The sequence below is a fragment of the Bacteroidia bacterium genome (assembly GCA_027493955.1).
Classification (GTDB): Bacteria; Bacteroidota; Ignavibacteria; order SZUA-365; family SZUA-365; genus JAOSJT01.
This window is the reverse complement of sequence record JAOSJT010000001.1, coordinates 4,853,131-4,874,775: the sequence shown is the minus strand read 5'-3', so window position 1 is coordinate 4,874,775 and position 21,645 is coordinate 4,853,131. Positions and strand designations below refer to the sequence as shown.

The window sequence follows — 21,645 nt, the reverse complement described above, 5'->3', positions numbered from 1 at the left end:
GCCCCATCAGTCCAGCACTCCGAGTCTGCCGCAGGCGGCGTCGGTCAGGGCATCGCGGTCCACGGGGACTATACCGACCTCCTCGCACACGAGTCCGCCGGCGAAATTCGCTATAAGCGCGGCTTCGGTCATCGAGGCGCCGCCCGCGACGGCCACGGCCATGGTGGCGATAACGGTATCGCCGGCGCCGGACACATCGGCCACCTTGCGCGCCTTGGTCGGTATGCGCGTCACGCTGCCGTCCGCCTGCAGGAGCAGCATACCGAGCTCGCCGAGTGTGAGCAGCACATGCTCGCATTCGAGCCGTTGCTGCAGATCCCTTGCCGCCGCTTCGAAACTGGCCTCGTCGCTCAGACGAAGCTTCAGTGCATCCTCGCTTTCCTTGCGGTTGGGTTTGAATACGGTGACGTTCTTGTACTCGAAAAAGTTGGAATACTTCGGATCCACGAGCACCGGGATGTCGCGGGAACGCGCCAGTTCGATGGCAGAGCGGATGAGTTCCGGTCCGATCACGCCTTTGTTGTAATCCTGCAGGATGATGGATTGAATCGAACCCAGATGCCCTTCGAGGCGGTCCAGCAAACGCTGCGCGGTGGTCTCGCTGATCAATTGTCTGTCTTCGTAATCAATGCGCACCACGTGCTGACTCCCGGCAATGACCCGGGTTTTCACCGTGGTGGGACGGTCGGGGTCCTCGATAAGGAAGTCGGTGATGACATTCGTATCGTGGAAAATGCTCCGGAGTTCGGTCGCGTTGGTGTCGCGTCCCACGACGCCGAAGAGCACGGGCACCGCTCCAAGGCTTTTGATATTGAGCGCGACGTTGGACGCGCCGCCGAGGTGATTGCTGCGGCGCAGCACGTCCACCACCGGCACCGGGGCTTCGGGTGAAATGCGCGTGACCTTGCCCCAGATATAGCGGTCGAGCATCACGTCGCCGATGACGGCGACGAATTTGTTGTGAATATTCGAGAAAATGTCGAGAAGTCTGCTTTCCTGAAGAAACATGTGTACTGTTCTCTGAAAAAGATGTTTGACACGCGCTCACAGCCGGCGGTTGAAGAAACGGATGAGTTCTTTCCAGGCCGCCTTCATCGCAGGGACGCTGTACTGTTCGTGTTCGGGATTGAAAAAGAATCGTTTGGTGTCTTTGTAATGCTGCACTTCCAGCCGGCGTCCCTGGTCTATGAACACCTCGCGCACGACACCCACATCGTTGATGGAGCATTCGATGTCGTCGTAGGCGATGCAGAGCAGAATCGGGGTCGGTGAAAAGGGCAGACGCGCGAGTGTGGCGGTACCGCCGGAGGGATAGAACAACACCGCCGCTTTGAAAAAGGGCAGACGCGCCAAGGTCTCCGCTGCGACGGCCGCGCCCACATCGAAGCCCAGCAGACCGATTCTGCCGGTGCATTCTTCCTCATTGAGCAGTTCCACCGCGGCCTGCGCGACGCGGCTGATGTCGGCGCTGTCGAGCGCGGCGGGTGGCGTCCCTAGTATCGGACGTTCCTGGGCGGACAACAACGGAAGCGCGAAGGCCCGGTAGCCCACGGTGGCGAGCACACGCAGCACCGATTGCACATGCGTATGCATGCCGAAGCGGTCGTGCAGCACGAGCACCGCGGGCCGCTTCCCGACGGAATCGGGTACGGCGTAATGCACAAGCACGGAGTCCCTGCCCAGGCGCAGCGTGCGCGTGCCCGTGCGGGGGTCGCGCGCATCTGCGGCATGCTGGGCGAGCAGGCATAGCACGACCATGGCCGGCGCGAGAGTCGATATGAAGCGCGTTACCGGTTTCATTGCAATGAAATCGCCACGGTATTGCCGTGGCGATGCAAGTTACGAAAATTCAGGGTTTTATCGGAGGGCTGTTGAGGTATGATGACGCTCTCCCGCAACCCCGAGGGGAGTGTAACGCAAAGACGCCAAGGCGCTAAGACGCAAACTGGGCTCCCCAGACTCCTCCCCGCGTGCGAGCGAATCCCCGTGGATCGCCGGAAGCTCACGCACTCCGGTTCAATGCGAATTGCATTCCGAGGAAACAGACCACAAAAATCCGTGTGCGCCTTTGCGTCGGCCACTGAGCGAAGCCGAAGGGCTGCCTTACCTTCCCCCTGCGTCTCTCATTTGCGCCTCTGCGTCTCCTGAGCGTAGTCGAAGGGGCGTCTTTGCGGTACTATCCCCCCTGCGCCTCCCCTCGAATTCACCGCACGATTCTCACCCACTGCACTTCGCAGTGAGCACCCGCACGACAGATGAGCTCGTAACACCCGGCGGACAGGCTCTCCGTGTCGATGCGCACTGTGTTGCCGCCCGATGACCGTAGCGCCGACGACGGTATCCGAAGCACTTCCCTGCCGCTCATGTCGGAGAGTGTGATATGCACTTCGCTTTCCTCGGGGAGGGTGTAGCGCAGGAAAATCTGATCCGAAGCGGGATTGGGCCAGACCGGAGCGAAGACGGGAAGCGTCGGTGCCGGGCTCAACTCTACGAGCGCCTCCGGCGAATAATCCCGCGTGCCGTCGTAATCCACTTGCACCAGACGGTACCGCACCACGCCGCCCGCGATGATATCCCGTAACGGATCGGTGAATACATAGCGGCTTTCAGCGCTGGTGCTGCCGGAGCCCGGCACAGAACCGATGCAACGCCAGTGCGTCTCGCTGTCCTTCCGCTCGATCTCGAACAAGGCGTTGTTGAGCTCCGCCGCCGTGATCCAGCGCAGCGTCACGACGCCCTTGTAATACGCGGCGTGCACGGAGGTCCATTGCACCGGTACGACGGGACCCGGAAGCTGCGCGAATTCTGAGCTGTTACCCGCGCCATCCACGACGGTGGCGGTGACGTTGTCTCCGGGAATGAGTCCCGTAACGAGGCAGCTCCACGCGCCTCCCGGGCCGGGCGTGGCCGATCCGAGGTACACCGCGCCTTCTCCATAGCCGGTGGGATCGACGACGGCTTTGAACACCTCAACCGTGGCGACCATGGGTCCGGGTCCGAGATCAACCGTACCCGACACCGTCGTCACTCCCGCAGCCCAATTCGCGATATTGATGACGGGGAAATTCACATCTTCGTTCGCGCCCAGGTCCGGATCGGAGGGGTCGTTCGGGGTCACGCCGTCATCGTCCAGGTCAATGCCGAGACCGCCGTTCGCGTAGATGGCGTTCTGTGTGATCCTGTTCCTGTCGGCGTTGGCGTTGTTGGAAAGATGTTCGAGTACCATCACGCCGCTGCGGCCGTTGTAGGCGATGGTATCGTTGACCACGACATTCTCCCGCGCATGGCCCAGCCGCCAGACCATGCCGTAGCGCCCGATGCTCACGCCGTACCAGCCGTTGGGCAGGGGCGATGTGCGGTTCGCCGCGAGTCCGATGACGTTGCGCCCGATGATGTTGCGGTCGGTAAACCATTGCGTGGTAGCGTCCACATAGCCGATGATGCACACGCCGTTAGTATCGTTGCCCGAGATCAGATTGTCCCACACCTGATTGTCATGCGCGGCCTCGCCGATGTACACGCCGTTGCATCTGTTTCCGAGAGCGGCCATACCGGATATTGTGGTACCGATATAGTTGCTGTCCACGCGGTTGAAATAGCAGTCGCCCGGCGGACAGCTCGAGATGCTCACACCCTCGCTGTAATTGGACGAGATCAGGCAGCAGCGGACTGTGTTGTTGAACACGGTGCCGAGCATTTGCGGATTGACAAGGATGTTGACACCGCCCCAGGGAGCGGACATGCTCTTACCATTGCCCCTTGCGATGGTGCCGCCCACATCCACGCCGATGATGTTGCCGAAGATCAGGTTCGAATGCGTGCCGGGGAGCGTGGCCTGAATGCGTATGCCATCCTGTTGGAAATTCTGCACGACCAGGCCCCGGATGGTGTTATGCGGTGAAACTATCCAGAAGCCGTGCGCGGCGCCGGCATTGCTGCCGTCAATGATGATGCGCAAGCTGAGCGTGGACGGCGGGGAGATTCCGGGGATGCTGCCCGGTTGCGAGAAGCCGTCTATGAGAACACCCGCAGGATCGGTGAGCTGCGGGAGTTGCGAGAGTATAAAGATGGTGTGTGTACCGATGCCGGGAAGCGCGAACAGTATCGTATCGGGTCCCGGATTGAGATTCGCGGCGAGTATCGCTGCGCGGAGCGTAGGTGCCGTGGTGGCGTCGGCGTTACTGTTGACGAGAAAGGCCGCGCCTGACAAGGGTGAGGCGCCATACGCGGCGATGAAAAGAGAAAAGAGTACTGTGAGCGCCACCCGTATTCTGTTTCCATGGCTGCGCAAAGAAACACAGGGACGCTCAGGGAACTGCACCTGCCGGGATTGCATGGCACACCTCTGCGACTGATTGTATCGTAAACCCGCGCGTTCTTGGCGCGGGACGGATTATCCTGCAAGAGGTCGCTCGATCCTTACGACGGCGATGGCCGCCGGCGGGAGGGAGTATGGACGTGTATCTGGCGGCAAGATTGGATTTTTTTTGGAAAAGCGCAAACGCAGAACACACAGAATAAACAGAATTCGCAGAAAGGGAGAAGGAGTGAACCCCGCCGCATCAGACCGAAAAAGTTTCCTCTGCGTCTTTGCGCCTTGGCGCCTTTGCGTTGAATTCCCCTCCCCCCTGCGTCGGCCCCTGAGCGAAGCCGAAGGGTTGCGTTAATTTCCCCTGCCCAGCGGAATACGCACACCGAGAGGCACGACAGCGGAAAGCGCAAACGCAGAACACACAGAAAAAGCAGAATTCGCAGAAAGGGAGAGGGAGTGAACCCCGCCGCATCAGACCGAAAAATTTTCCTCTGCGTCTTTGCGCCTTGGCGCCTTTGCGTTGAATTCCCCTCCCCCCTGCGTCGGCCCCTGAGCGAAGCCGAAGGGTTGCGTTAATTTCCCCTGCCCAGCGGAATACGCACACCGAGAGGCACGACAGCGGGAAGCGCAAGCGCAAACGCAGAACACGCAGAAAAAGCAGAATTCGCAGAAAGGGAGAAGGAGTGAACCCCGCCGCATCAGACCGAAAAAGTTTCCTCTGCGTCTTTGCGCCTCGGCGCCTTTGCGTTGAATTCCCTTCCCCCCTGCGTTGGCCCCTGAGCGAAGCCGAAGGGCTGCGTTAATTTCCCCTGCCCAGCGGAATTCGCACACCGAGAGGCACGACAGCGGAAAGCGCAAACGCAGAACACGCAGAAAAAGCAGAATTCGCAGAAAGGGAGAAGGAGTGAACCCCGCCGCATCAGACCGAAAATATTTCCTCTGCGTCTCTGCACCTTTGCGTCGGCCCCTGAGCGAAGTCGAAGGGCTGCGTTAATTTCCCCTGCCCAGCGGAATACGCACACCGAGAGGCACGACAGCGGGAAGCGCAAGCGCAAACGCAGAACATGCAGAAAAAACAGAACACGCAGAAAGGGAGAGGAATGAAACTCGCCGCTTGCCGCATCAGACCGAAAAATTTCCTCTACGTCTTTGCGCCTCGGCGCCTTTGCGTTCAATTCCCCTCCCCCCTGCGTCGGCCCCTGAGCGAAGCCGAAGGGTTGCGTTAATTTCCCCTGCCCAGCGGAATTCGCACACCGAGAGGCACGACAGCGGGAAGCGCAAGCGCAAACGCAGAACACGCAGAAAAAACAGAACACGCAGAAAGGGAGAAGGAATGAACCCCGCCGCATCAGACCGAAAAATTTTCCTCTGCGTCTTTGCGCCTCGGCGCCTTTGCGTTGAATTCCCTTCCCCCCTGCGTCGGCCCCTGAGCGAAGCTCGGTTCAAGAATGCCGTAGTAGACGACCCAGGAGAGGATACTGAAGAGCGCCGTCGCCAGGAGATCCCATACATCGACCGGATGATTCGCGGATGCGCTCAACAACTCATACCCGATCAGGCCCGCAAACGTCATCAGCATCAGTTGATACGGTTTCACCTTACCCGTATTCGACAGGGTGATGATCATGAAAATGGCAGTGACGGTCCCGGCGGAGTTTCCGATGGTATCGGCAATGTGAAAGTCGTTGATACCGTTCGCATAGATGAACGGTCGATAAAAACTCCGGGCAGTCTCCGTCAAGAAGTACGCCGAGATGCCGATGGAGAATGTCCACCTCTTGAGAGGGACCCAGTCGTTTCTCCGGCGGAGATAGTGTCTGACTCCCCACCCTATGAAGGGGATCAGCAAAAACGGCACGAAATCAGACAATGATACGGTCATGGGCAAGGCGGGAATACTCTCCATGAGATGGGTGAGCATACCTTCCTGTATTCAAGCTTCCTGGATTGTAACGAACTCGGAAAATCGCAGGACGGAATATTCCTTTTTCCCGTCCTTCCTTCTTATTTACGCATGAATGGTTGGCATTTCCGTCTCTCCTTTCTCTGTACGATTCGCTCCGATGCCTGATGTGTTCGATGATGAACGGCTCATCGTCAAGATCGAAACAGACCAGTGTGGTGTGAACGAATCAGGACCTGCGCACCAGCACCTCCAACAGTACTATTCTTCGTCATATCGTACAACAGAGAGGACGCCGCGAACACTCTTCGCGCATCACGCGCGCACGTAGCGCAGGTGGGTCGCGGCGGGTGAATCGAGCACTCTGTCGATACGGAAGGCGGGGGCGGGTTCGCGCAGGTTCTCGAAGAGGCGCCGGCCGCCGCCGAGGAGTACGGGCGCGAGGGCGATTTCCAGCTCGTCTACGACGCCGAGATTGAGGTATTGCTGTATCACTTCCGCACCGCCGGAGATGCGGATGTCTTTGTCGCCGGCGGCCTCACGGGCCAGCGCGAGGGCACGCGCCGGACCGTCGTTGATGAAATGGAAAGTCGTGCCGCCGGGACGCTCCCAGGGTTCGCGCTTCTCGTGGGTAAGGACGTAGACAGGTGTGTGAAACGGCGCCTCTTCCGGCCAACTGATCTCGCCCTGGTCAAACATGCGCTTGCCCATGATGTTGGCGCCGCTACGCTCCGCCGTAAAACGGAACAGATCATTGACCGGACCGGTGTCTCCTCCGGGTCCGAATTTCAGGAGCTCGCGAAAGTACTGCAGTTGTAACGCCCAGCCCATAAGCGCACCCCATTTCCCGCCCCAGTTTTTATAACCGGGCTCGGGCCAATGCTCCACACTCATTCCTTCCGGCGCCATAGAGCCGTCGAGGCTGAGTCCGATGTTGACGAATACGCTGCTCATCGCTTTCCTTTCGTGAGATTACTGTCAGTCCGGCCAGCGTTGAAACGATGTGGCAAGGTTCGCTCGCCACCCTCGTTAAGATTCGGCCAGCTTGAGTTTTCCTATCCGTTTCAGATTGATATGCTTCCTTGCAACCCATAGATCATAGGCATTCTGCATGGCGAGCCAACTTTCGGGAGTACGGCCAAGTGCCTTGGATAGACGGAGGGCCATTTCAGGCGTAACACGGCTGGTACACTTGAGGATGCGACTGAGCGTGGATGCCGCTACGTCCAGCTTCTCCGCCAACTCGCGACCGCTAATCCCATTGGGCGCGAGGTAGATCTCTGTGATGAATTCCCCGGGATGGGGAGGGTTATGCATAGCCATTAGTGATAATCCTCATAGTCCACGATATAGGCGTCTCCATTCTGAAACTCGAACGTGATCCGCCAATTGCTGCTGACCGTGATCGACCACCGACCGTGCAATTCACCTTTGAGGGGATGCAGGCGAAAGCCGGGGATATCCATGTCGTCAATGGTACGGGCGGTATCCAAGGCAGCCATCTGTAAACGGAGCCGCTTGACATGTGTGGTCTGAACGCCCGAAGTGTCGCCCGTTTCAAAGAAACGGCGTAGACCTTTGTGTCGAAACGACTTGATCATTGGATAATATACAATGTTGCGCATCACGCAACAAACAAACTGACACGTAATATCATCGGTGGTACACGTTGCAGTCATAGACGCCGGATTTGATTCCTTCCGCGAGCTTCGCGTAAACGCCGTGTATCACAAGTAGACACAGGATTGATGGAAATGTACAGCATTGTCTTCCGGGAGAAAACGCCCTTCCAGGCGTCCTCACCGCAGTCACCTGTTTAGTCCGAATCGGATGCTCCACCTGATGCTGACTCAAACAGGTGATGCCAAACGAGTGATCGAGTAACGATCCGGGCACCGAAATGTTCACGGCAGCATAGTTCCTGTTCTGCGAAGAAAAAGCGTGCGCATCCTGTCGCCTCTTGTACCGAATATTGTAAATTCGCCGTGCTGCAATGGCGTTGCTGTCAGATTCCCGGCATACTCTCGTATGACCTGTCTGTGCGATACATCGTCGTGCATACGGTGCCCGCAACACATTCTTCGGTAAGATGATCGAATGGATCGTCCTGGGCTCACCCCCGCCTCGCCGCTTCGATGGTTGCGATGTCTATTTTGCGCATGGTCAGCATGGCGTCGAACGCGCGCTTCGCGGCGGCGGGATCGGGATCGGCAATCGCTTCGGTCAGCGCGGTGGGTGTGATCTGCCAGGAAAGGCCCCATTTGTCCTTGCACCAGCCGCAAGCGCTCTCCTCGCCGCCGTTGCCGACGATTGCGTTCCAATAACGATCCGTTTCGGCCTGATCGTCGGTGGCGACCTGAAAGGAAAAAGCCTCGTTATGTCTGAAAATCGGTCCGCCGTTGAGTCCGAGACAGGGAATACCGAGTACGGTGAACTGCACCGTCAGTACATCCCCCTGCTTTCCGGACGGGTAGTCTCCCGGCGCGCGATAGACGGCGTCCACGGAGGAGTCCGGGAAGGTCGCCGCGTAAAAGCTTGCCGCCTCTTCGGCATCTCCGTCATACCAGAGACACACTGTATTTTTTGCGATGGTTGCCATCGTATTCTCCATACTATTGTGCGGTGAGGAACACCCCGTAGGGGAGTGCGGCAGGTGCTGCGATGCGTGGCGGTACGGGAGGCACGGCGCTCACGCCGATGTGGGGAGCGACGGGAAAGCTGCGTGGAAATAATATACGAAAGTACAGCGTTTATAGCTCGGTTTCAATACACCAACCAGACAATACGCTTCCGCCACGGGGATGTTCCGGAAAATGGGCCCGGCTCTACAACGTGCTACCGGTGGATGTTCTGCTGCGCCGTCTGAAAGAGCGCGGCAATGTGCTGTTGGGTCAGCCAGACGGTTTCAAGTTCCAAACGCAACTCGATCTTCACCCGCCCGTCTTCGGCGCGATACGGGAGGAACGGGCCCGCTGCGGGTGATGCGGAATCATCGCCACACTCGTCCCGATGGTGTGTTCCCTCCGCCGCGCCCGGGTGCTTTGCACACATCTGCTCATGATGCATCCTCCGGGCCCAGGCGTTCCGGATTTTTCAGCGACTTCTTTTCCTCGGACGCGAGGCGTCGTTCGACTTTTTCACGTCTTCGTCGGCGGGCAGCGACTCGGGACGGATACCGCGTTCGAGCAAGGTGTTGCGCACGGCCTGGTTGTTCGTAACATGTTCCCGCGAGATGGCCGACTCGCTGTTCATGCCGTGTTGGCGGGCATGGTGATCTCGGTGGCGAAATCCTCCGCCTTGAGGATGATCGTGGGCGCGAAGTCCGCCAGAGGCCGATTGTCCGGAACCTTCGACTGCGCCTTCATTGCCTGCGTGCTTTTGTTGAACAGCGCCTGATCGCCCTTACTGCGGATGAGCGCGAAATCCTGATTGCCGCCAGTCTGTTCGAATATGACGGCGAAAAGCTCTTTCTCGGTAGCGCCGAGTTTCTTGCGCGCAGAGACCCGCTCGGCCTCAAGCAGCCGCTGTTCTATCAGCTCCGCACGCCGGGTTTGCACAGCGAAGTACGTTTGAGCAAAGGCGATCTCAGATTTGCGCGGGTCACCGTTCTGGGCAATCAGGTAGCAGGCATAGCGGGTGAGCATCAGGTCCGGAACGTCCTTTTCCGCACCCTTGGGCATTTGAATCGTTTTGTTGACGTCAACAAAATGATCCGATGCCGAATGCCCGGAGACCTCGCAGGCCGTTTTTGCCTTGATAATCGCCGTGTTATGAAAGTTCCGCCACTCCGAATATCCCAGCAAATGCTGAAGATCCCGCGCCAGCCAGTATTCCACACCGCTTTCCGTTTGCTGCGCGTGTCCCTCGAATGTTGCGGTCACTGTGCGGACGAGTTCCGTTTCCATGTTTGCAAAATCTCCGCCACGTTGTTGGCAATCGTCTGCTTCAGTTCCCGCGCCTGGGTGTTCAGATAGCAGGCATAGCGGGCGAGCATGATGTCTTCGATTTCCCGCTGGCTGCCGGAACCGAGAGCCACCATTTTGTCGACGCCAACAAAATGGTCCGGGACAGGATGCCCCGAGACTTCGCAAGCCGTTCTCGCCTTCGAAATTGCACTGCTACTGAAGTTTCGCCACTCCGAATATCCCGGCAAGTGCTGAAGATCCCGCGCCAGCCAGTATTCCACACCGCTTTCCGTTTGCTGCGCGTGTCCCTCGAATGTTGCGGTCACTGTGTGGACGAGTTCCGTTTCCATGTTTGCAAAATCTCCGCCACGTTGTTGGCAATCGTCTGCTTCAGTTCCCGCGCCTGGGTGTTCAGATAGCAGGCATAGCGGGCGAGCATGATGTCTTCGATTTCCCGCTGGCTGCCGGAACCGAGAGCCACCATTTTGTCGACGCCAACAAAATGGTCCGGGACAGGATGCCCCGAGACTTCGCAAGCCGTTCTCGCCTTCGAAATTGCACTGCTACTGAAGTTTCGCCACTCCGAATATCCCGGCAAGTGCTGGAGGTCGCGTGGGAGCCAGTATTCAATTCCGTTTTCGGCTTGCTGGGCGTGAGCCTCAAAGGTGGAGGTTAAGGTTTCGATGAGTTCCTTTTCACGTCTCTAACCCCCCCGTGACCGTATTAGCGATGGTTTGCCCCCCAACTACTCCGGCAACGGATGGTTCTCATGGAACAACTGCAGCCGTGCGCGCAATTCCGGTATCTGCTCTTCCGATACCAGCGACACGCAGGCGCGAATGCCTTCGAGGCGTTTGCTGCCGGTGTTGGACAGCGAAATGGCGCTGATGCCGTAGGGCATGAGCGCGGCGATGAGTTCCTCGCCGGAGAGATTGGGATAGGCCACGGTGAAGTAAAATCCGTCGGCGATGGGATTGTCTTCGTCCTTGTCGTACACGATGGAGAAGCCGTTGTCGAGGAAGTCCTTTTTCATGATCTTCGCGCGCTCGCCGTAAATCTTCACTTCGTCGATAAAGCGGTACAGGCCGTCGTTGGTGGCCTTGAGCAAGGCGGCGAGGCCGTACTGCGCGGAATGCGTCACGCCCGCGGACACGGCATATGCGGCGCCGTAAATCATGGCGAGGCCGAATTTGCTCTGCGTGTAATAACGGTTGAGCGTGGGGATCTCGCGCTCGAACAGCGCGTCGGAAATGGCGATCATGCCCACGCGCTGCCCGGCGTAACTGAAGGCCTTGGAGCTGGAGATGAGCAGAATGTAATTGTCCGTGTACTTGCCCACCGAGGGCTGAAAGGGCGGCTGTCCGGGAATGGAGTAATCCTTGCGGAAATCCATGGTGAAATACGCCAGATCCTCCATCACCACCACGTCGTACTTCGTGGCCAGTTCGCCGATGATGCGCAGTTCGGTATCGGTGAAACAGATCCAACTCGGGTTGTTGGGATTGGAATAGAGAATGCTGGAGACGTTGCCTTCGCGCAGCAGGGCTTCGAGCGGCTCGCGCAGCTTCTCTCCGCGATACTCGTACACGTCGAGACTTTTGTGCTTTATGCCCAGCACGTTGAGCTGCTGCTTGTGCACCGGGAAGCCGGGATCGAGAAAGAGCACCGTATCCTTGTCCGGATTCATGCGTCCCGCGACGAGGAAGGACACGAAGCTGCCGCTGGTGGAGCCTGTGCAGGGGATGCAGCCGCGGGGTGAAAGGTCGAGATCGACGAACAGTTTGACAAATCTCGATATCTCGACTTTCAGCTCGGGGATGCCCTCGATGCTCGGATAAAAGGATGCGCAGCCGCCGTCCAGCGCGGCTTTCTCCGCATCGATGCCGATTTTCGCGGCGGGCAGTCCGGGAATGCCCATTTCCATGCGGATGAATTTCGTACCGCTCGCCTGCTCGATCTCGTTGATCAGCGTACGGATTTCACGGATGGATGCGCGGCCTACATTTTTCAGACCACTCTGTGCGATTTTTTCCTCGACGATGGACGTGGCGATCGGGGTGGGTTTCATACGGCGCCTGTGTAACTATTGCGGGAAGATTGGCAGATCCCTGAAGACCTTTCGTAAACTACGCAATCCGGCGGAGAGAAGAAAAATTTGGGATTGACTATGTATGAGCGACGACTTGCGCCTCTCCTCTCACTGCTCTCGCTCTCCACTCTGCGCTACGCGCTACGCGTTCCTCGAACCTCCGCGGCATTGCCATTGCTCGTGCATTGCGGTAGATTTCGGGGAATGGTGTGCTATGAACTTTTCTACCCGGAGCAGCGATGGATCGACCGACGATCAGTTATGAAGAAGCAGAGGCGCGACGGCGCGCGGATGATGCGAAGACCTGGGGCATGCTCTGTCATCTGGCGGTGTTCGCCGGATTTCTCGTCCCTTTCGGAAATATTTTCGGTCCGCTCACGGTGTGGCTGATGAAACGTGACAGCATTCCCGAGGTCATGGAGCACGGCAAGGAATCGCTGAATTTCCAGATCAGCATAACGCTGTACTCCATTGTCGGAGTTGTCGTGGTCATCGCGGCACTGCTCGGTTCGGCGGCGCAATCGGTGACGGGCGATCCCGATGTGGAGGTGCTGCTGTTCACCGGTGCCTGGATTCTCGGCTTCCTGCTCATTGCGGTACTGGAGCTGATTTTCGTCATTGTCGCGACGGTGCGGGCCTCACGCAGGGAATCATACCGCTACCCGTTGAGCATTCGTTTCATTAGCTGAGGATACCGCGGGAGGAAGCGGAGCGGTTACCATACGCAGGGTGACAGACAGCGGTCATTCTGCGCGGAGTGAAGCGCCTCCATTGTCATTCTGCGCGGAGTGAAGCGCCTCCGTTGTCATTCTGCGCGGAGTGAAGAACCTCCATTGTCATTCTGCGCAGAGCGAAGCGGAGTCGCAGAATCCATTCATACACACGCCTGACCCTTCGACGGTGGTTGAGCGTAGCCGAAACCTCGCGCAGGATGACAGACAACGGTCATCCTACAAGGAGCGGAGTCTTTTTGCTTCGATCTCAGGACACAACGCAGCGTTCCGCTGTTAATGACATCTGATGGAAGTGGGGCTCTGATTACGTTACGGAGAGAATCATGCTTTTCCGCAGTAGCGGAACTGCTCTGCTGACATCGGATTTCTAAGCAACATCCGTGCTGTCGCAGCCCTCAGCATGACGAGGTTTGCTGGCGCAGCGATGTCACCCGCGAAATGGACCGGTGGCCGGCGCTGGTGGATACGCTCTGGCTGATGATACCTGTAAAAATTCGTGCTTACGCATCAATCTCCGCCGGCAGTTTGTGATTTCAGCGAAGGGATGTATCTTTCCGCTTGAAACCATTTGGTATTGTTCCACAAGACGGGAAGCCCTGCTCCCACGTCGCCATACTCAGGGCCTGCGTTGCTGTACATTCCCAATTATATTGACGGCCAACTTCGTGAACCGCTCACCGGCTCATGGATGCCGGTGTACGAACCCGCGACAGGCGATGTCGTCGCCATGCTTGCCGATTCGGCGGGCGCCGATGTGGACGATGCCGTCCACGCCGCGCGTGCCGCGTTTCCGCACTGGTCCGCCACACCGGCGGAGGAGCGTTCGCGTTTGCTGCTGCGCATCGCCTCGCTCATAGACGAACATCTCGACGAACTCGCCGCGCTCGAATCGCGCGACAACGGCAAGCCCCTGCGCCTTGCGCGCAGCGTGGACATTCCCCGCGCATCGAAGAATTTCCGTTTCTTCGCCACCGCCATTCTGCACAGCAGCAGCGAAGCGCATCAAAGCGACGGTGCGGCGTTGAACTTCACGCTGCGGCAGCCCATAGGTGTCGCGGGATGCATCTCGCCATGGAATCTGCCGCTGTATTTGTTCACCTGGAAAATCGCTCCCGCGCTCGCAGCCGGCAATTGCGTCGTCGCCAAACCCAGCGAAATCACCCCCATGACGGCGGGTCGTCTGGCCGAACTCTGCATCGAAGCGGGTCTGCCGCGTGGCGTGCTGAATATCGTGCACGGAACGGGACCCCAGGTCGGCGCCGCCATCACAGCGCATCCGGATATCGTGGCCATCTCCTTTACCGGCGGAACGAAAACCGGCGCGGACATCGCGCGCGTTGCCGCTCCGATGTTCAAAAAACTGTCGCTGGAACTGGGCGGAAAAAATCCCACCATCATTTTCGAGGACGCGGATCTGACCGACGCCATGCCCACCATCGTGCGGTCGGCATTTTCGAATCAGGGCGAGATCTGCCTCTGCGGTTCGCGTATTTTCATTCAGCGCGCCGTGTACGATGATTTCGTACAGGACTTCGTCGCGCGCGTCGCCGCGCTGCGAGTAGGCGACCCGATGAACGACGACACCGAGCAGGGTGCGCTGGTGTCGGCGCAGCATCTCGGGAAAGTGCTGTCCTACATCGCGCTGGCCCGCGAGGAGGGCGGCACCGTGCTCTGCGGCGGCAACCGCGTGCGTCCTGAAGGACGCTGCGCCGAAGGCTACTTCCTCGAACCGACGATCATCGCCGATCTCCCCTTCTCCTGCCGCACGAATCAGGAAGAAATTTTCGGTCCCGTGGTCACCGTCATCCCCTTCGATACCGAAGAGCAAGTGCTTGCAATGGCCAACAGCACGCCGTACGGCTTGGCCGCATCGGTATGGACACGCGATCTCACGCGCGCGCATCGCGTGGCCGCGAAGCTGGAGAGCGGCATCGTGTGGGTGAACTGCTGGATGCTGCGCGATTTGCGCACGCCCTTCGGCGGCGTCAAGCACAGCGGTGTGGGGCGCGAGGGCGGGTGGGACGCGCTGCGCTTTTTCACCGAAGCGAAAAACGTATGTATCAATCTCGAGAGTCAATCATGAGCGACGTGTCCGACGCCTTCCACTCCACCAGAGCACCGGAGCCCGTGGGCCTGTATCCGCATGCGCGCCGCGTCGGGAATCTGCTTTTTCTTTCGGGCATCGGACCGCGCGAGCGCGGGAGCAGGGACATCCCGGGTGTGACGCTGGCGGAAGACGGCAGCGTCGCCGCGTATGATTTCGAGGCGCAGTGCCACAGCGTGTTTCGCAACGTGCGCGCGGTGCTGGAAGAAGCGGGGTCGGACTGGAGCAAGCTCGTGGATGTGACCGTGTTTCTCACGAATATGAAGCGCGATTTCGCCGTGTACAATACGCTGTATGCGGAGTATTTCCGGGACAATCAGCCGTGCAGAACCACGGTGGAGATATCCTCGCTCCCGACGCCTATCGCCATCGAACTCAAATGCATCGCCACGTTATAAAGAACAGTCATGTATACATTGCACGGTATCAATTTCAAGCAGTGGATTGACGAGCATCGTCATCTGCTCAAGCCGCCCGTCGGCAATCAGCAGGTGTTCGAAAACGCCGAGTTCATCATCATGGTGGTGGGCGGACCGAACGCGCGGAAGGATTACCATTACAACGAGGGAGAGGAATTTTTCTATCAGCTCGAGGGCGACATCACCGTCAAAATCATGGACAACGGCATACCCCGCGATATACCCCTGCGCGAAGGGGAAATCTTTCTTCTCCCCGCGCGCGTCCCGCATTCGCCGCAACGCCCGGCGGGGACGGTGGGTCTCGTGGTGGAGCGCAAGCGCCATGCCGGCGAGTTGGACGGCTTTCTCTGGTTCTGCGAGCAATGCGGCGGGAAATTGTACGAAGAGTACATCCCTCTGGAAAACATCGTCTCGCAGCTTCCGCCGCTCATGCAGCGATTCTATACTTCCGAAGAACACCGGACCTGCACCTCCTGTGGCGCGGTGATGCACCCCCCCGTGCCGGCTCAATAACACAAGGCGCTCATGCTGAAAGTTGACGTCCACACGCACATTCTCCCGCCATCCTGGCCGGACCTGGAAAAACGCTACGGCTACACCGGCTTCCCCGTGATGAAAGCGCGGGAGGACGGAGCGGGCGACATGTTCATTGACTGCCGGCATTTCCGCACCTTTCAACCCAACAGCTGGGACGCGCACAGCCGCATCAGGGATTGCGACGGCACCGGGGTGCATGTGCAGGTGCTGTCAACGGTACCGGTGATGTTCAGCTACTGGGCCAAGCCCGCGGATTGCCTCGATCTTTCGCGCTACCTCAACGATCACATCGCTGAAACCGCCGCTGCGCATCCTTCGCGCTTCGTCGGGCTCGCGACGGTTCCGATGCAGGCGCCGGAACTCGCCATTCGGGAGATGGAGCGTGCGGTGAAGGAGTTGGGACTGCCCGGCGTAGAAATCGGAACGCATGTCAACGACTGGAATCTCAACGAACCGGCACTGTTCCCGTTCTTTCAGGCGGCGGAAGAGCTCGGTGCGGCCGTCTTCGTGCATCCCTGGGACATGATGGGCCGCGACCGCATGCAGCGCTACTGGCTGCCCTGGCTGGTGGCCATGCCCGCGGAAACGTCGCTGGCGATTTGTTCGATGATTTTCGGCGGTGTGCTGGAGCGCCTGCCGCGGCTGCGCGTGAACTTCGCGCATGGCGGGGGTTCCTTTCCCGCCACCATCGGACGCATCGAGCACGGATTCAACGTGCGTCCGGATCTGGTTGCGGTAGACAACGCGGTACACCCCCGCGCATATCTCGGACGCTTTTATCTTGATTCTCTCGTACACGACCGTGTCATGCTCAACTACATCGTGGATCTCGTGGGCGAGGACATGGTGACGCTCGGATCGGACTATCCCTTCCCACTCGGCGAAACGGTTCCCGGAGCGTTAATAGAATCCATGGACGAATTTCCCGATACCGTAAAAAGGAAGCTCCTCGGCGACAACGCATTAACCTGGCTCGGAATACAGCGGGAGAGATTTGAACGATGATTTGCACAGTCACAATCGGTACGGCGCGCTATGACGTGGATCTCGACTCCGGGTTGAGCATCGCGATTCCCCTGGATTTCTACGGTCCCCAACCCACCGCATATGGTATTCCTGCCGCTTCCGCCGCAGCTTTCGAGGGTGGCGGATTCATCGGCGACACGCGGCGGGGCGGCAGCTGCAATTTCGAGACTGTCACGCTGAATGCGCATTGCAATGGTACACATACGGAGTGCATCGGGCATTTGACGAAGGAGCGGATCAGCGTTCAACGCCTGCTCCCGGGCGGCCTGCTCCCGGCCACCCTGCTCTCCGTTCCCGTCATACCGGGTGAAACGGTGACCGAGCGCTACAGTTGTCCGTTTCACGCGAACGACGCCGTGATCACCCGGACCGCATTGCTGCAGTGTCTGCGGGCGTGCTCTCCGGGATTTCTGGAAGCCCTCATCATCCGAACGCTCCCGAATTCCGTCGACAAACTCACGCAACAGTACGCGGATCGCCCCGGCGCCTTTTTCACGCTCGACGCGATGGAAGAAATCGTGGCTCTGGGTGTACGCCACCTCCTCGTTGACATACCCTCGCTCGATCGTGCGGACGACGAAGGTTTGCTGGCGTCGCATCGTGTGTTCTGGCAGCTGCCGGAAGGCGGAACCGACATCACCGAGGATTCCGCCGTCTTTAGTACCGTGACGGAAATGATTTTCGTACCCGATCATATTCACGACGGGCATTACCTGTTGAGTCTGCAGATCGCGCCCTTCGTTTCCGACGCCGCGCCAAGCCGGCCCATTCTCTTTCCTGTTTCACCACGCCCCTGACGCACCTGCGAGGCCCATCCGTGCTTTCCGACATCACCTCCCGACACACGACCATCCCCGATTCCCGCGACTCGCTCGCACATTTCCGTGAGCGTTTTCACATCCCGCGCGCAAAGGACGGGAACGACATCGCGTATTTTTGCGGCAACTCGCTCGGACTGCAGCCGATAGCCGCACGCGAAGCCATTGAAATCGAACTCGCCTCGTGGGCGGAACTGGCGGTGGACGGCCATTTCAGCGGCGCGCATCCGTGGATGACGTATCACGAGGAGCTTGCGGAGCCTCTGGCGCGCATTGTCGGCGCGAGACCTGACGAAGTCGTCGCCATGAACACCCTGTCGGTGAATCTGCATCTGCTGATGGTGTCCTTCTACCGTCCACAGGGGAAGAAGCGCAAGATCGTGATCGAGGAAAAAGCCTTTCCGTCCGATCAGTACGCAGTGGCATCTCAACTGCGCTTTCACGGCGCGGATCCCGCGCGCGATCTCGTGGAAATCCCGCTTGGCGCGGATGGTCTGTTCGACACCGATACTGCCACGGAATTGCTGCATTCGCTGCGCGACGAGGCGGCACTGCTGCTCCTGGGCGGCGTGAATTACTACAACGGCCAGTACTTCGACATCCCGCGTCTTACCCAAGCGGCGCATGCCGCGGGGATGCAGGTCGGCGTGGATCTTGCGCATGCGGCCGGCAATGTGCCGCTGCGGTTGCATGACTGGGATGTGGATTTCGCGGCGTGGTGTTCCTACAAATACATGAATGCCGGCCCAGGCAGCACCGCCGGCGCTTTTGTGCACAAGCGTCATGCGAGCAATGCCGACCTTCCGCGTTTCGCCGGATGGTGGGGCCACGACAAATCCACGCGTTTCGCCATGCCGCATGATTTCGTAGCGTCGCCGGGAGCGGACGGCTGGCAGCTCAGCAATCCGTCCATTCTCCCCATGGCAGCGCTGCGGGCCTCGCTGCAGCTCTTCGACCAAGCGGGCATGGAGGCGCTTCGAGAAAAAAGCGTCCGTCTCACCGCGTATCTCGAGCATCTGCTGCTCGCACAGGCAAGCGAGGAATGGCGCATCATCACGCCGTCGTCGCCGGAAGCCCGCGGCTGCCAACTGTCCGTCCGTTTTCGGGAGCACGGACGCGGGATGTTCCAGTGGCTGCATGCGCACGGCATTGTCTGCGACTGGCGGGAGCCGGATGTGATTCGCATGGCGCCGGTTCCGTTGTACAACACCTTCGCCGACGTCGAGCGCCTTGCAGAATGTTTCCATGCGTATCCGGGAGATGGACATCACGGGCGACGACACGACGCTCTTTCACCAGCCGGGGATCAGATTTCATGAAAAAGGACGAACGACTCATTATTGTCGGTGCGGGACTCGCAGGCTCGTTGCTGGCAGCGACACTGGCCCGTAAGGGGTATGCGGTGGATGTGTACGAGCGTCGCGCCGACATGCGACGAATGGACATGAGCGCCGGCCGTTCCATCAATCTCGCGCTCTCGGTACGAGGGATCAACGCGCTGCGGCAGGTGGGCATGGACGACACCATACTCTCGCTGGCCTTGCCGATGCGCGGACGCATGATGCACGCGTTGGACGGGACGACGACGTTCCAGCGTTACGGATCGCAGCCGCATGATGTGATACATTCCGTGTCGCGCGGCGAGTTGAACAAACGGCTGATGGATGCCGCGGAAGCGCAGGAGAACGTCCGCATCCATTTTTCCCATCGCTGTACGGACATGGACCTTGCCACGGGCGAAGCCACCTTTGTGGACGACGCTTCCGGTGCGCGGATCACGGACAGCGCGACGGCACTGATCGCCACGGACGGCGCCGGTTCCGCCGTGCGGGAGGCCATGGAGCGACAGCCCGGCTTTGCTATGACGCAGGATTTCCTCGAGCACGGCTACAAGGAACTGCTGATCCCTCCCACGAACGATGGAGATTTTCGGCTCGATCCCGACGCGCTGCATATCTGGCCGCGTCATTCGTACATGATGATCGCGCTGCCGAATCCTGACAGGACGTTCACCTGCACGCTCTTCCTTCAGCACGAGGGCGACCCTTCCTTCGCTGTTCTTGACACGCCCGGGCGCGTACTCGCGTTTTTCCGCGAACAATTTCCCGACGCACTCCCGCTAATGCCGACGCTGCTCGACGACTTCTTCGCGAATCCGACGGGCGCGTTGGGCACGGTGCGCTGTGCACCGTGGAACAGCGGGGGCACCGCATTGCTGCTCGGAGACGCCGCACACGCGATCGTGCCGTTCTTCGGTCAGGGGATGAACTGTGCCTTTGAGGACGTGGTGGAACTCGATCGCTGCATTGACGCGTGCGGCGGCGATTGGGCCGCCACGTTTGCCCTTTGCGCCGAACGCCGCAAGCCCAATGCGGACGCTATCGCCGACATGGCGTTGGAGAATTTTATCGAGATGCGCGACCGGGTTGCGGATCCGGTATTCCTGTTCATGAAGGAAGCCGGACTCGCTCTGGAGAAACGCTTCCCCGATTACTTCATCCCGAAGTACTCCATGGTATCCTTCACCCTGCTCCCCTATGCCGTCGCGCAACGACGGGGCGCGCTTCAACAGCAGATACTCGAGACACTGACCCGCGGCGTGTCGCGCATCGAAGACATCGATATGGACCACGCCGAACGCCTCATCACTTCCGCACTGCGGCCTTGGGCCGAGGATGCGACCACCTGAAGAAAAGGACCGTCTGATGGATAAGCCCTACCCTCCCGTGTACTATTCCGACTACCTGCAGTTGGACCGCATTCTTCAGAGCCAGGACCGCATGAGTGAGAAGCACGGCATGCCCGCGCATGACGAGATGCTTTTCATCATCGTGCATCAGGCCTATGAACTCTGGTTCAAGCAGATTCTGTTCGAACTGGATTCCGTCATTTCCATACTGTCCGCCGAGCGCGTGGAGGAGACGAGTGTCGGCGTGTGTGTCGCACGCGTGCAGCGCGTGATCGAGATACAGAAAGTGCTGATAGACCAGCTCCGCATTCTCGAAACCATGACACCGCTGGATTTTCTGGATTTCCGGGATTTCCTTTTCCCCGCCTCGGGCTTTCAGAGCATTCAATTCCGTCTTGTGGAAATCCGCCTGGGCCTGCAATCCGATGCGCGGCTCCGCTATAATCAGACAGCGTATCACCACCGCGTATCGCCGGAGCATCAGGAACTCCTGCTCCAGGCGGAAGGGCAACCCAACCTCCACGATGCACTGGAAAGCTGGCTCGAACGCATACCGTTTCTCGAAAGCGAGGACTTCACGTTCTGGCGCGCGTATCGCACTGCCGTGATCAGCATGCTGGAGAAAGACAGGACGGTCATCGAAGCGAATCCCACGCTGAGCGAAAACGAGAAAATTCAGCAACTGACCGAACTCGACAGCACGCTGCATCACTTCGAAAGCGTTTTCGACGAAAAGCATCTTTCGGTACTGCGCGAAGAGGGGAAATGGCGTCTGTCGTACCGGGCCACGCAGGCGGCGCTGTTCATTTCGCTGTACCGCGACCAGCCCATTCTTGCCATGCCGTACCGCCTCATCGCGGGGCTGGTGGACATGGACGAATTGCTCACCACCTGGCGGTATCGCCACGCGTTGATGGTGCATCGCATGATTGGCACGAAAATCGGCACCGGCGGCTCCTCTGGCTACCATTATCTGAAGGCCACCGCCGACAAGCACAAAGTGTTTGCCGATCTGACGAATCTCTCTACCTTTCTTATTCCGCGTCATGCGCTGCCGGAACTTCCGGGGAGCCTGCGCGACCGTCTGGGCTTCGTCCATAACATCTGAG

General features: G+C 59.0%; 19 protein-coding genes and 3 pseudogenes. 9 read left to right on the top strand and 13 right to left on the bottom strand.

Features of this window, described 5'->3' with window-relative positions; translation table 11 throughout:
* Positions 1 to 6: 6 nt before the first annotated feature.
* From rfaE1 to M5R41_18425, 13 genes and pseudogenes are all read right to left on the bottom strand, one after another.
* On the bottom strand, positions 7 to 1,008 hold the full coding sequence (rfaE1, locus tag M5R41_18485; protein ID MCZ7558385.1) for a D-glycero-beta-D-manno-heptose-7-phosphate kinase: 1,002 nt from the start codon (positions 1,006 to 1,008) through the stop codon (positions 7 to 9).
* Positions 1,009 to 1,044: 36 nt separating this feature from the next.
* A complete protein-coding gene (locus M5R41_18480; GenBank protein MCZ7558384.1) occupies positions 1,045 to 1,800 on the bottom strand; it encodes a dienelactone hydrolase family protein in 756 nt (251 codons plus the stop codon).
* Between the two features lie 403 nt (positions 1,801 to 2,203).
* Complete coding sequence (locus tag M5R41_18475; GenBank protein ID MCZ7558383.1) at positions 2,204 to 4,336, bottom strand: T9SS type A sorting domain-containing protein; 2,133 nt, start codon at positions 4,334 to 4,336, stop codon at positions 2,204 to 2,206.
* Between the two features lie 1,324 nt (positions 4,337 to 5,660).
* Positions 5,661 to 6,233 (bottom strand): hypothetical protein, encoded by a 573-nt coding sequence (locus M5R41_18470; protein ID MCZ7558382.1) that lies wholly within the window; start codon positions 6,231 to 6,233, stop codon positions 5,661 to 5,663.
* 297 nt (positions 6,234 to 6,530) lie between these two features.
* A complete protein-coding gene (locus M5R41_18465; GenBank protein MCZ7558381.1) occupies positions 6,531 to 7,169 on the bottom strand; it encodes a dihydrofolate reductase family protein in 639 nt (212 codons plus the stop codon).
* A 75-nt stretch (positions 7,170 to 7,244) separates the two neighbouring features.
* Positions 7,245 to 7,538 (bottom strand): HigA family addiction module antitoxin, encoded by a 294-nt coding sequence (locus M5R41_18460; protein ID MCZ7558380.1) that lies wholly within the window; start codon positions 7,536 to 7,538, stop codon positions 7,245 to 7,247.
* Positions 7,538 to 7,816, bottom strand: coding sequence for a type II toxin-antitoxin system RelE/ParE family toxin (locus M5R41_18455; protein ID MCZ7558379.1), 279 nt, complete (start codon positions 7,814 to 7,816; stop codon positions 7,538 to 7,540). Before M5R41_18455 ends, M5R41_18460 begins: the two co-directional genes overlap by 1 nt.
* A gap of 512 nt (positions 7,817 to 8,328) precedes the next feature.
* A complete protein-coding gene (locus tag M5R41_18450) occupies positions 8,329 to 8,814 on the bottom strand; it encodes a VOC family protein (GenBank protein MCZ7558378.1) in 486 nt (161 codons plus the stop codon).
* A gap of 236 nt (positions 8,815 to 9,050) precedes the next feature.
* Positions 9,051 to 9,281, bottom strand: a complete 231-nt coding sequence (locus M5R41_18445) for a hypothetical protein (GenBank protein MCZ7558377.1) — start codon at positions 9,279 to 9,281, stop codon at positions 9,051 to 9,053.
* A pseudogene (dinD, locus tag M5R41_18440) lies at positions 9,271 to 10,120 on the bottom strand (DNA damage-inducible protein D). Before dinD ends, M5R41_18445 begins: the two are co-directional and overlap by 11 nt.
* A gap of 62 nt (positions 10,121 to 10,182) precedes the next feature.
* Positions 10,183 to 10,470, bottom strand: a pseudogene (locus M5R41_18435) (DNA damage-inducible protein D).
* A 62-nt stretch (positions 10,471 to 10,532) separates the two neighbouring features.
* Positions 10,533 to 10,805: pseudogene (locus tag M5R41_18430) on the bottom strand (DNA damage-inducible protein D).
* Positions 10,806 to 10,865: 60 nt separating this feature from the next.
* Complete coding sequence (locus tag M5R41_18425) at positions 10,866 to 12,188, bottom strand: pyridoxal phosphate-dependent aminotransferase (GenBank protein MCZ7558376.1); 1,323 nt, start codon at positions 12,186 to 12,188, stop codon at positions 10,866 to 10,868.
* Positions 12,189 to 12,448: 260 nt separating this feature from the next.
* Here M5R41_18425 and M5R41_18420 point away from each other — a divergent pair, with 260 nt between their 5' ends.
* The 9 genes from M5R41_18420 (at position 12,449) to M5R41_18380 (ending at position 21,644) form a co-directional block, all read left to right on the top strand.
* Positions 12,449 to 12,898, top strand: a complete 450-nt coding sequence (locus M5R41_18420) for a DUF4870 domain-containing protein (GenBank protein MCZ7558375.1) — start codon at positions 12,449 to 12,451, stop codon at positions 12,896 to 12,898.
* 673 nt (positions 12,899 to 13,571) lie between these two features.
* On the top strand, positions 13,572 to 15,026 hold the full coding sequence (locus M5R41_18415; GenBank protein ID MCZ7558374.1) for an aldehyde dehydrogenase: 1,455 nt from the start codon (positions 13,572 to 13,574) through the stop codon (positions 15,024 to 15,026).
* Complete coding sequence (locus M5R41_18410; protein MCZ7558373.1) at positions 15,023 to 15,445, top strand: Rid family hydrolase; 423 nt, start codon at positions 15,023 to 15,025, stop codon at positions 15,443 to 15,445. The genes M5R41_18415 and M5R41_18410 overlap by 4 nt, the downstream gene beginning before the upstream one ends.
* Before the next feature lie 9 nt (positions 15,446 to 15,454).
* Positions 15,455 to 15,979, top strand: a complete 525-nt coding sequence (locus M5R41_18405) for a 3-hydroxyanthranilate 3,4-dioxygenase (protein MCZ7558372.1) — start codon at positions 15,455 to 15,457, stop codon at positions 15,977 to 15,979.
* 15 nt (positions 15,980 to 15,994) lie between these two features.
* Positions 15,995 to 17,008 carry an amidohydrolase gene (locus M5R41_18400; protein MCZ7558371.1) on the top strand — a complete coding sequence of 338 codons (1,014 nt, stop codon included), beginning with the start codon at positions 15,995 to 15,997 and terminating at the stop codon, positions 17,006 to 17,008.
* The gene (locus tag M5R41_18395; protein ID MCZ7558370.1) at positions 17,005 to 17,826 is read left to right on the top strand and encodes a cyclase family protein; all 822 of its coding nucleotides are present in this window, start codon (positions 17,005 to 17,007) and stop codon (positions 17,824 to 17,826) included. Before M5R41_18400 ends, M5R41_18395 begins: the two co-directional genes overlap by 4 nt.
* Positions 17,827 to 17,846: 20 nt before the next feature.
* Positions 17,847 to 19,166, top strand: coding sequence for a kynureninase (kynU, locus tag M5R41_18390; protein MCZ7558369.1), 1,320 nt, complete (start codon positions 17,847 to 17,849; stop codon positions 19,164 to 19,166).
* Positions 19,163 to 20,536 carry an FAD-dependent monooxygenase gene (locus tag M5R41_18385; protein MCZ7558368.1) on the top strand — a complete coding sequence of 458 codons (1,374 nt, stop codon included), beginning with the start codon at positions 19,163 to 19,165 and terminating at the stop codon, positions 20,534 to 20,536. Before kynU ends, M5R41_18385 begins: the two co-directional genes overlap by 4 nt.
* A gap of 16 nt (positions 20,537 to 20,552) precedes the next feature.
* The gene (locus tag M5R41_18380; GenBank protein ID MCZ7558367.1) at positions 20,553 to 21,644 is read left to right on the top strand and encodes a tryptophan 2,3-dioxygenase; all 1,092 of its coding nucleotides are present in this window, start codon (positions 20,553 to 20,555) and stop codon (positions 21,642 to 21,644) included.
* The last annotated feature ends 1 nt before the right edge of the window (position 21,645 follow it).

Coding starts and splice junctions, on each gene's coding strand:
- M5R41_18475 (MCZ7558383.1), bottom strand. CDS start 4,336: ATGCAATCCCGGCAGGTGCAGTTCCCTGAGCGTCCCTGTGTTTCTTTG.
- M5R41_18420 (MCZ7558375.1), top strand. CDS start 12,449: ATGGATCGACCGACGATCAGTTATGAAGAAGCAGAGGCGCGACGGCGC.
- M5R41_18450 (MCZ7558378.1), bottom strand. CDS start 8,814: ATGGCAACCATCGCAAAAAATACAGTGTGTCTCTGGTATGACGGAGAT.
- M5R41_18380 (MCZ7558367.1), top strand. CDS start 20,553: ATGGATAAGCCCTACCCTCCCGTGTACTATTCCGACTACCTGCAGTTG.
- M5R41_18470 (MCZ7558382.1), bottom strand. CDS start 6,233: ATGCTCACCCATCTCATGGAGAGTATTCCCGCCTTGCCCATGACCGTA.
- M5R41_18395 (MCZ7558370.1), top strand. CDS start 17,005: ATGATTTGCACAGTCACAATCGGTACGGCGCGCTATGACGTGGATCTC.
- M5R41_18385 (MCZ7558368.1), top strand. CDS start 19,163: ATGAAAAAGGACGAACGACTCATTATTGTCGGTGCGGGACTCGCAGGC.
- rfaE1 (MCZ7558385.1), bottom strand. CDS start 1,008: ATGTTTCTTCAGGAAAGCAGACTTCTCGACATTTTCTCGAATATTCAC.
- M5R41_18460 (MCZ7558380.1), bottom strand. CDS start 7,538: ATGGCTATGCATAACCCTCCCCATCCCGGGGAATTCATCACAGAGATC.
- M5R41_18405 (MCZ7558372.1), top strand. CDS start 15,455: ATGTATACATTGCACGGTATCAATTTCAAGCAGTGGATTGACGAGCAT.
- M5R41_18445 (MCZ7558377.1), bottom strand. CDS start 9,281: ATGCATCATGAGCAGATGTGTGCAAAGCACCCGGGCGCGGCGGAGGGA.
- M5R41_18465 (MCZ7558381.1), bottom strand. CDS start 7,169: ATGAGCAGCGTATTCGTCAACATCGGACTCAGCCTCGACGGCTCTATG.
- M5R41_18455 (MCZ7558379.1), bottom strand. CDS start 7,816: ATGATCAAGTCGTTTCGACACAAAGGTCTACGCCGTTTCTTTGAAACG.
- M5R41_18425 (MCZ7558376.1), bottom strand. CDS start 12,188: ATGAAACCCACCCCGATCGCCACGTCCATCGTCGAGGAAAAAATCGCA.
- M5R41_18410 (MCZ7558373.1), top strand. CDS start 15,023: ATGAGCGACGTGTCCGACGCCTTCCACTCCACCAGAGCACCGGAGCCC.
- M5R41_18480 (MCZ7558384.1), bottom strand. CDS start 1,800: ATGAAACCGGTAACGCGCTTCATATCGACTCTCGCGCCGGCCATGGTC.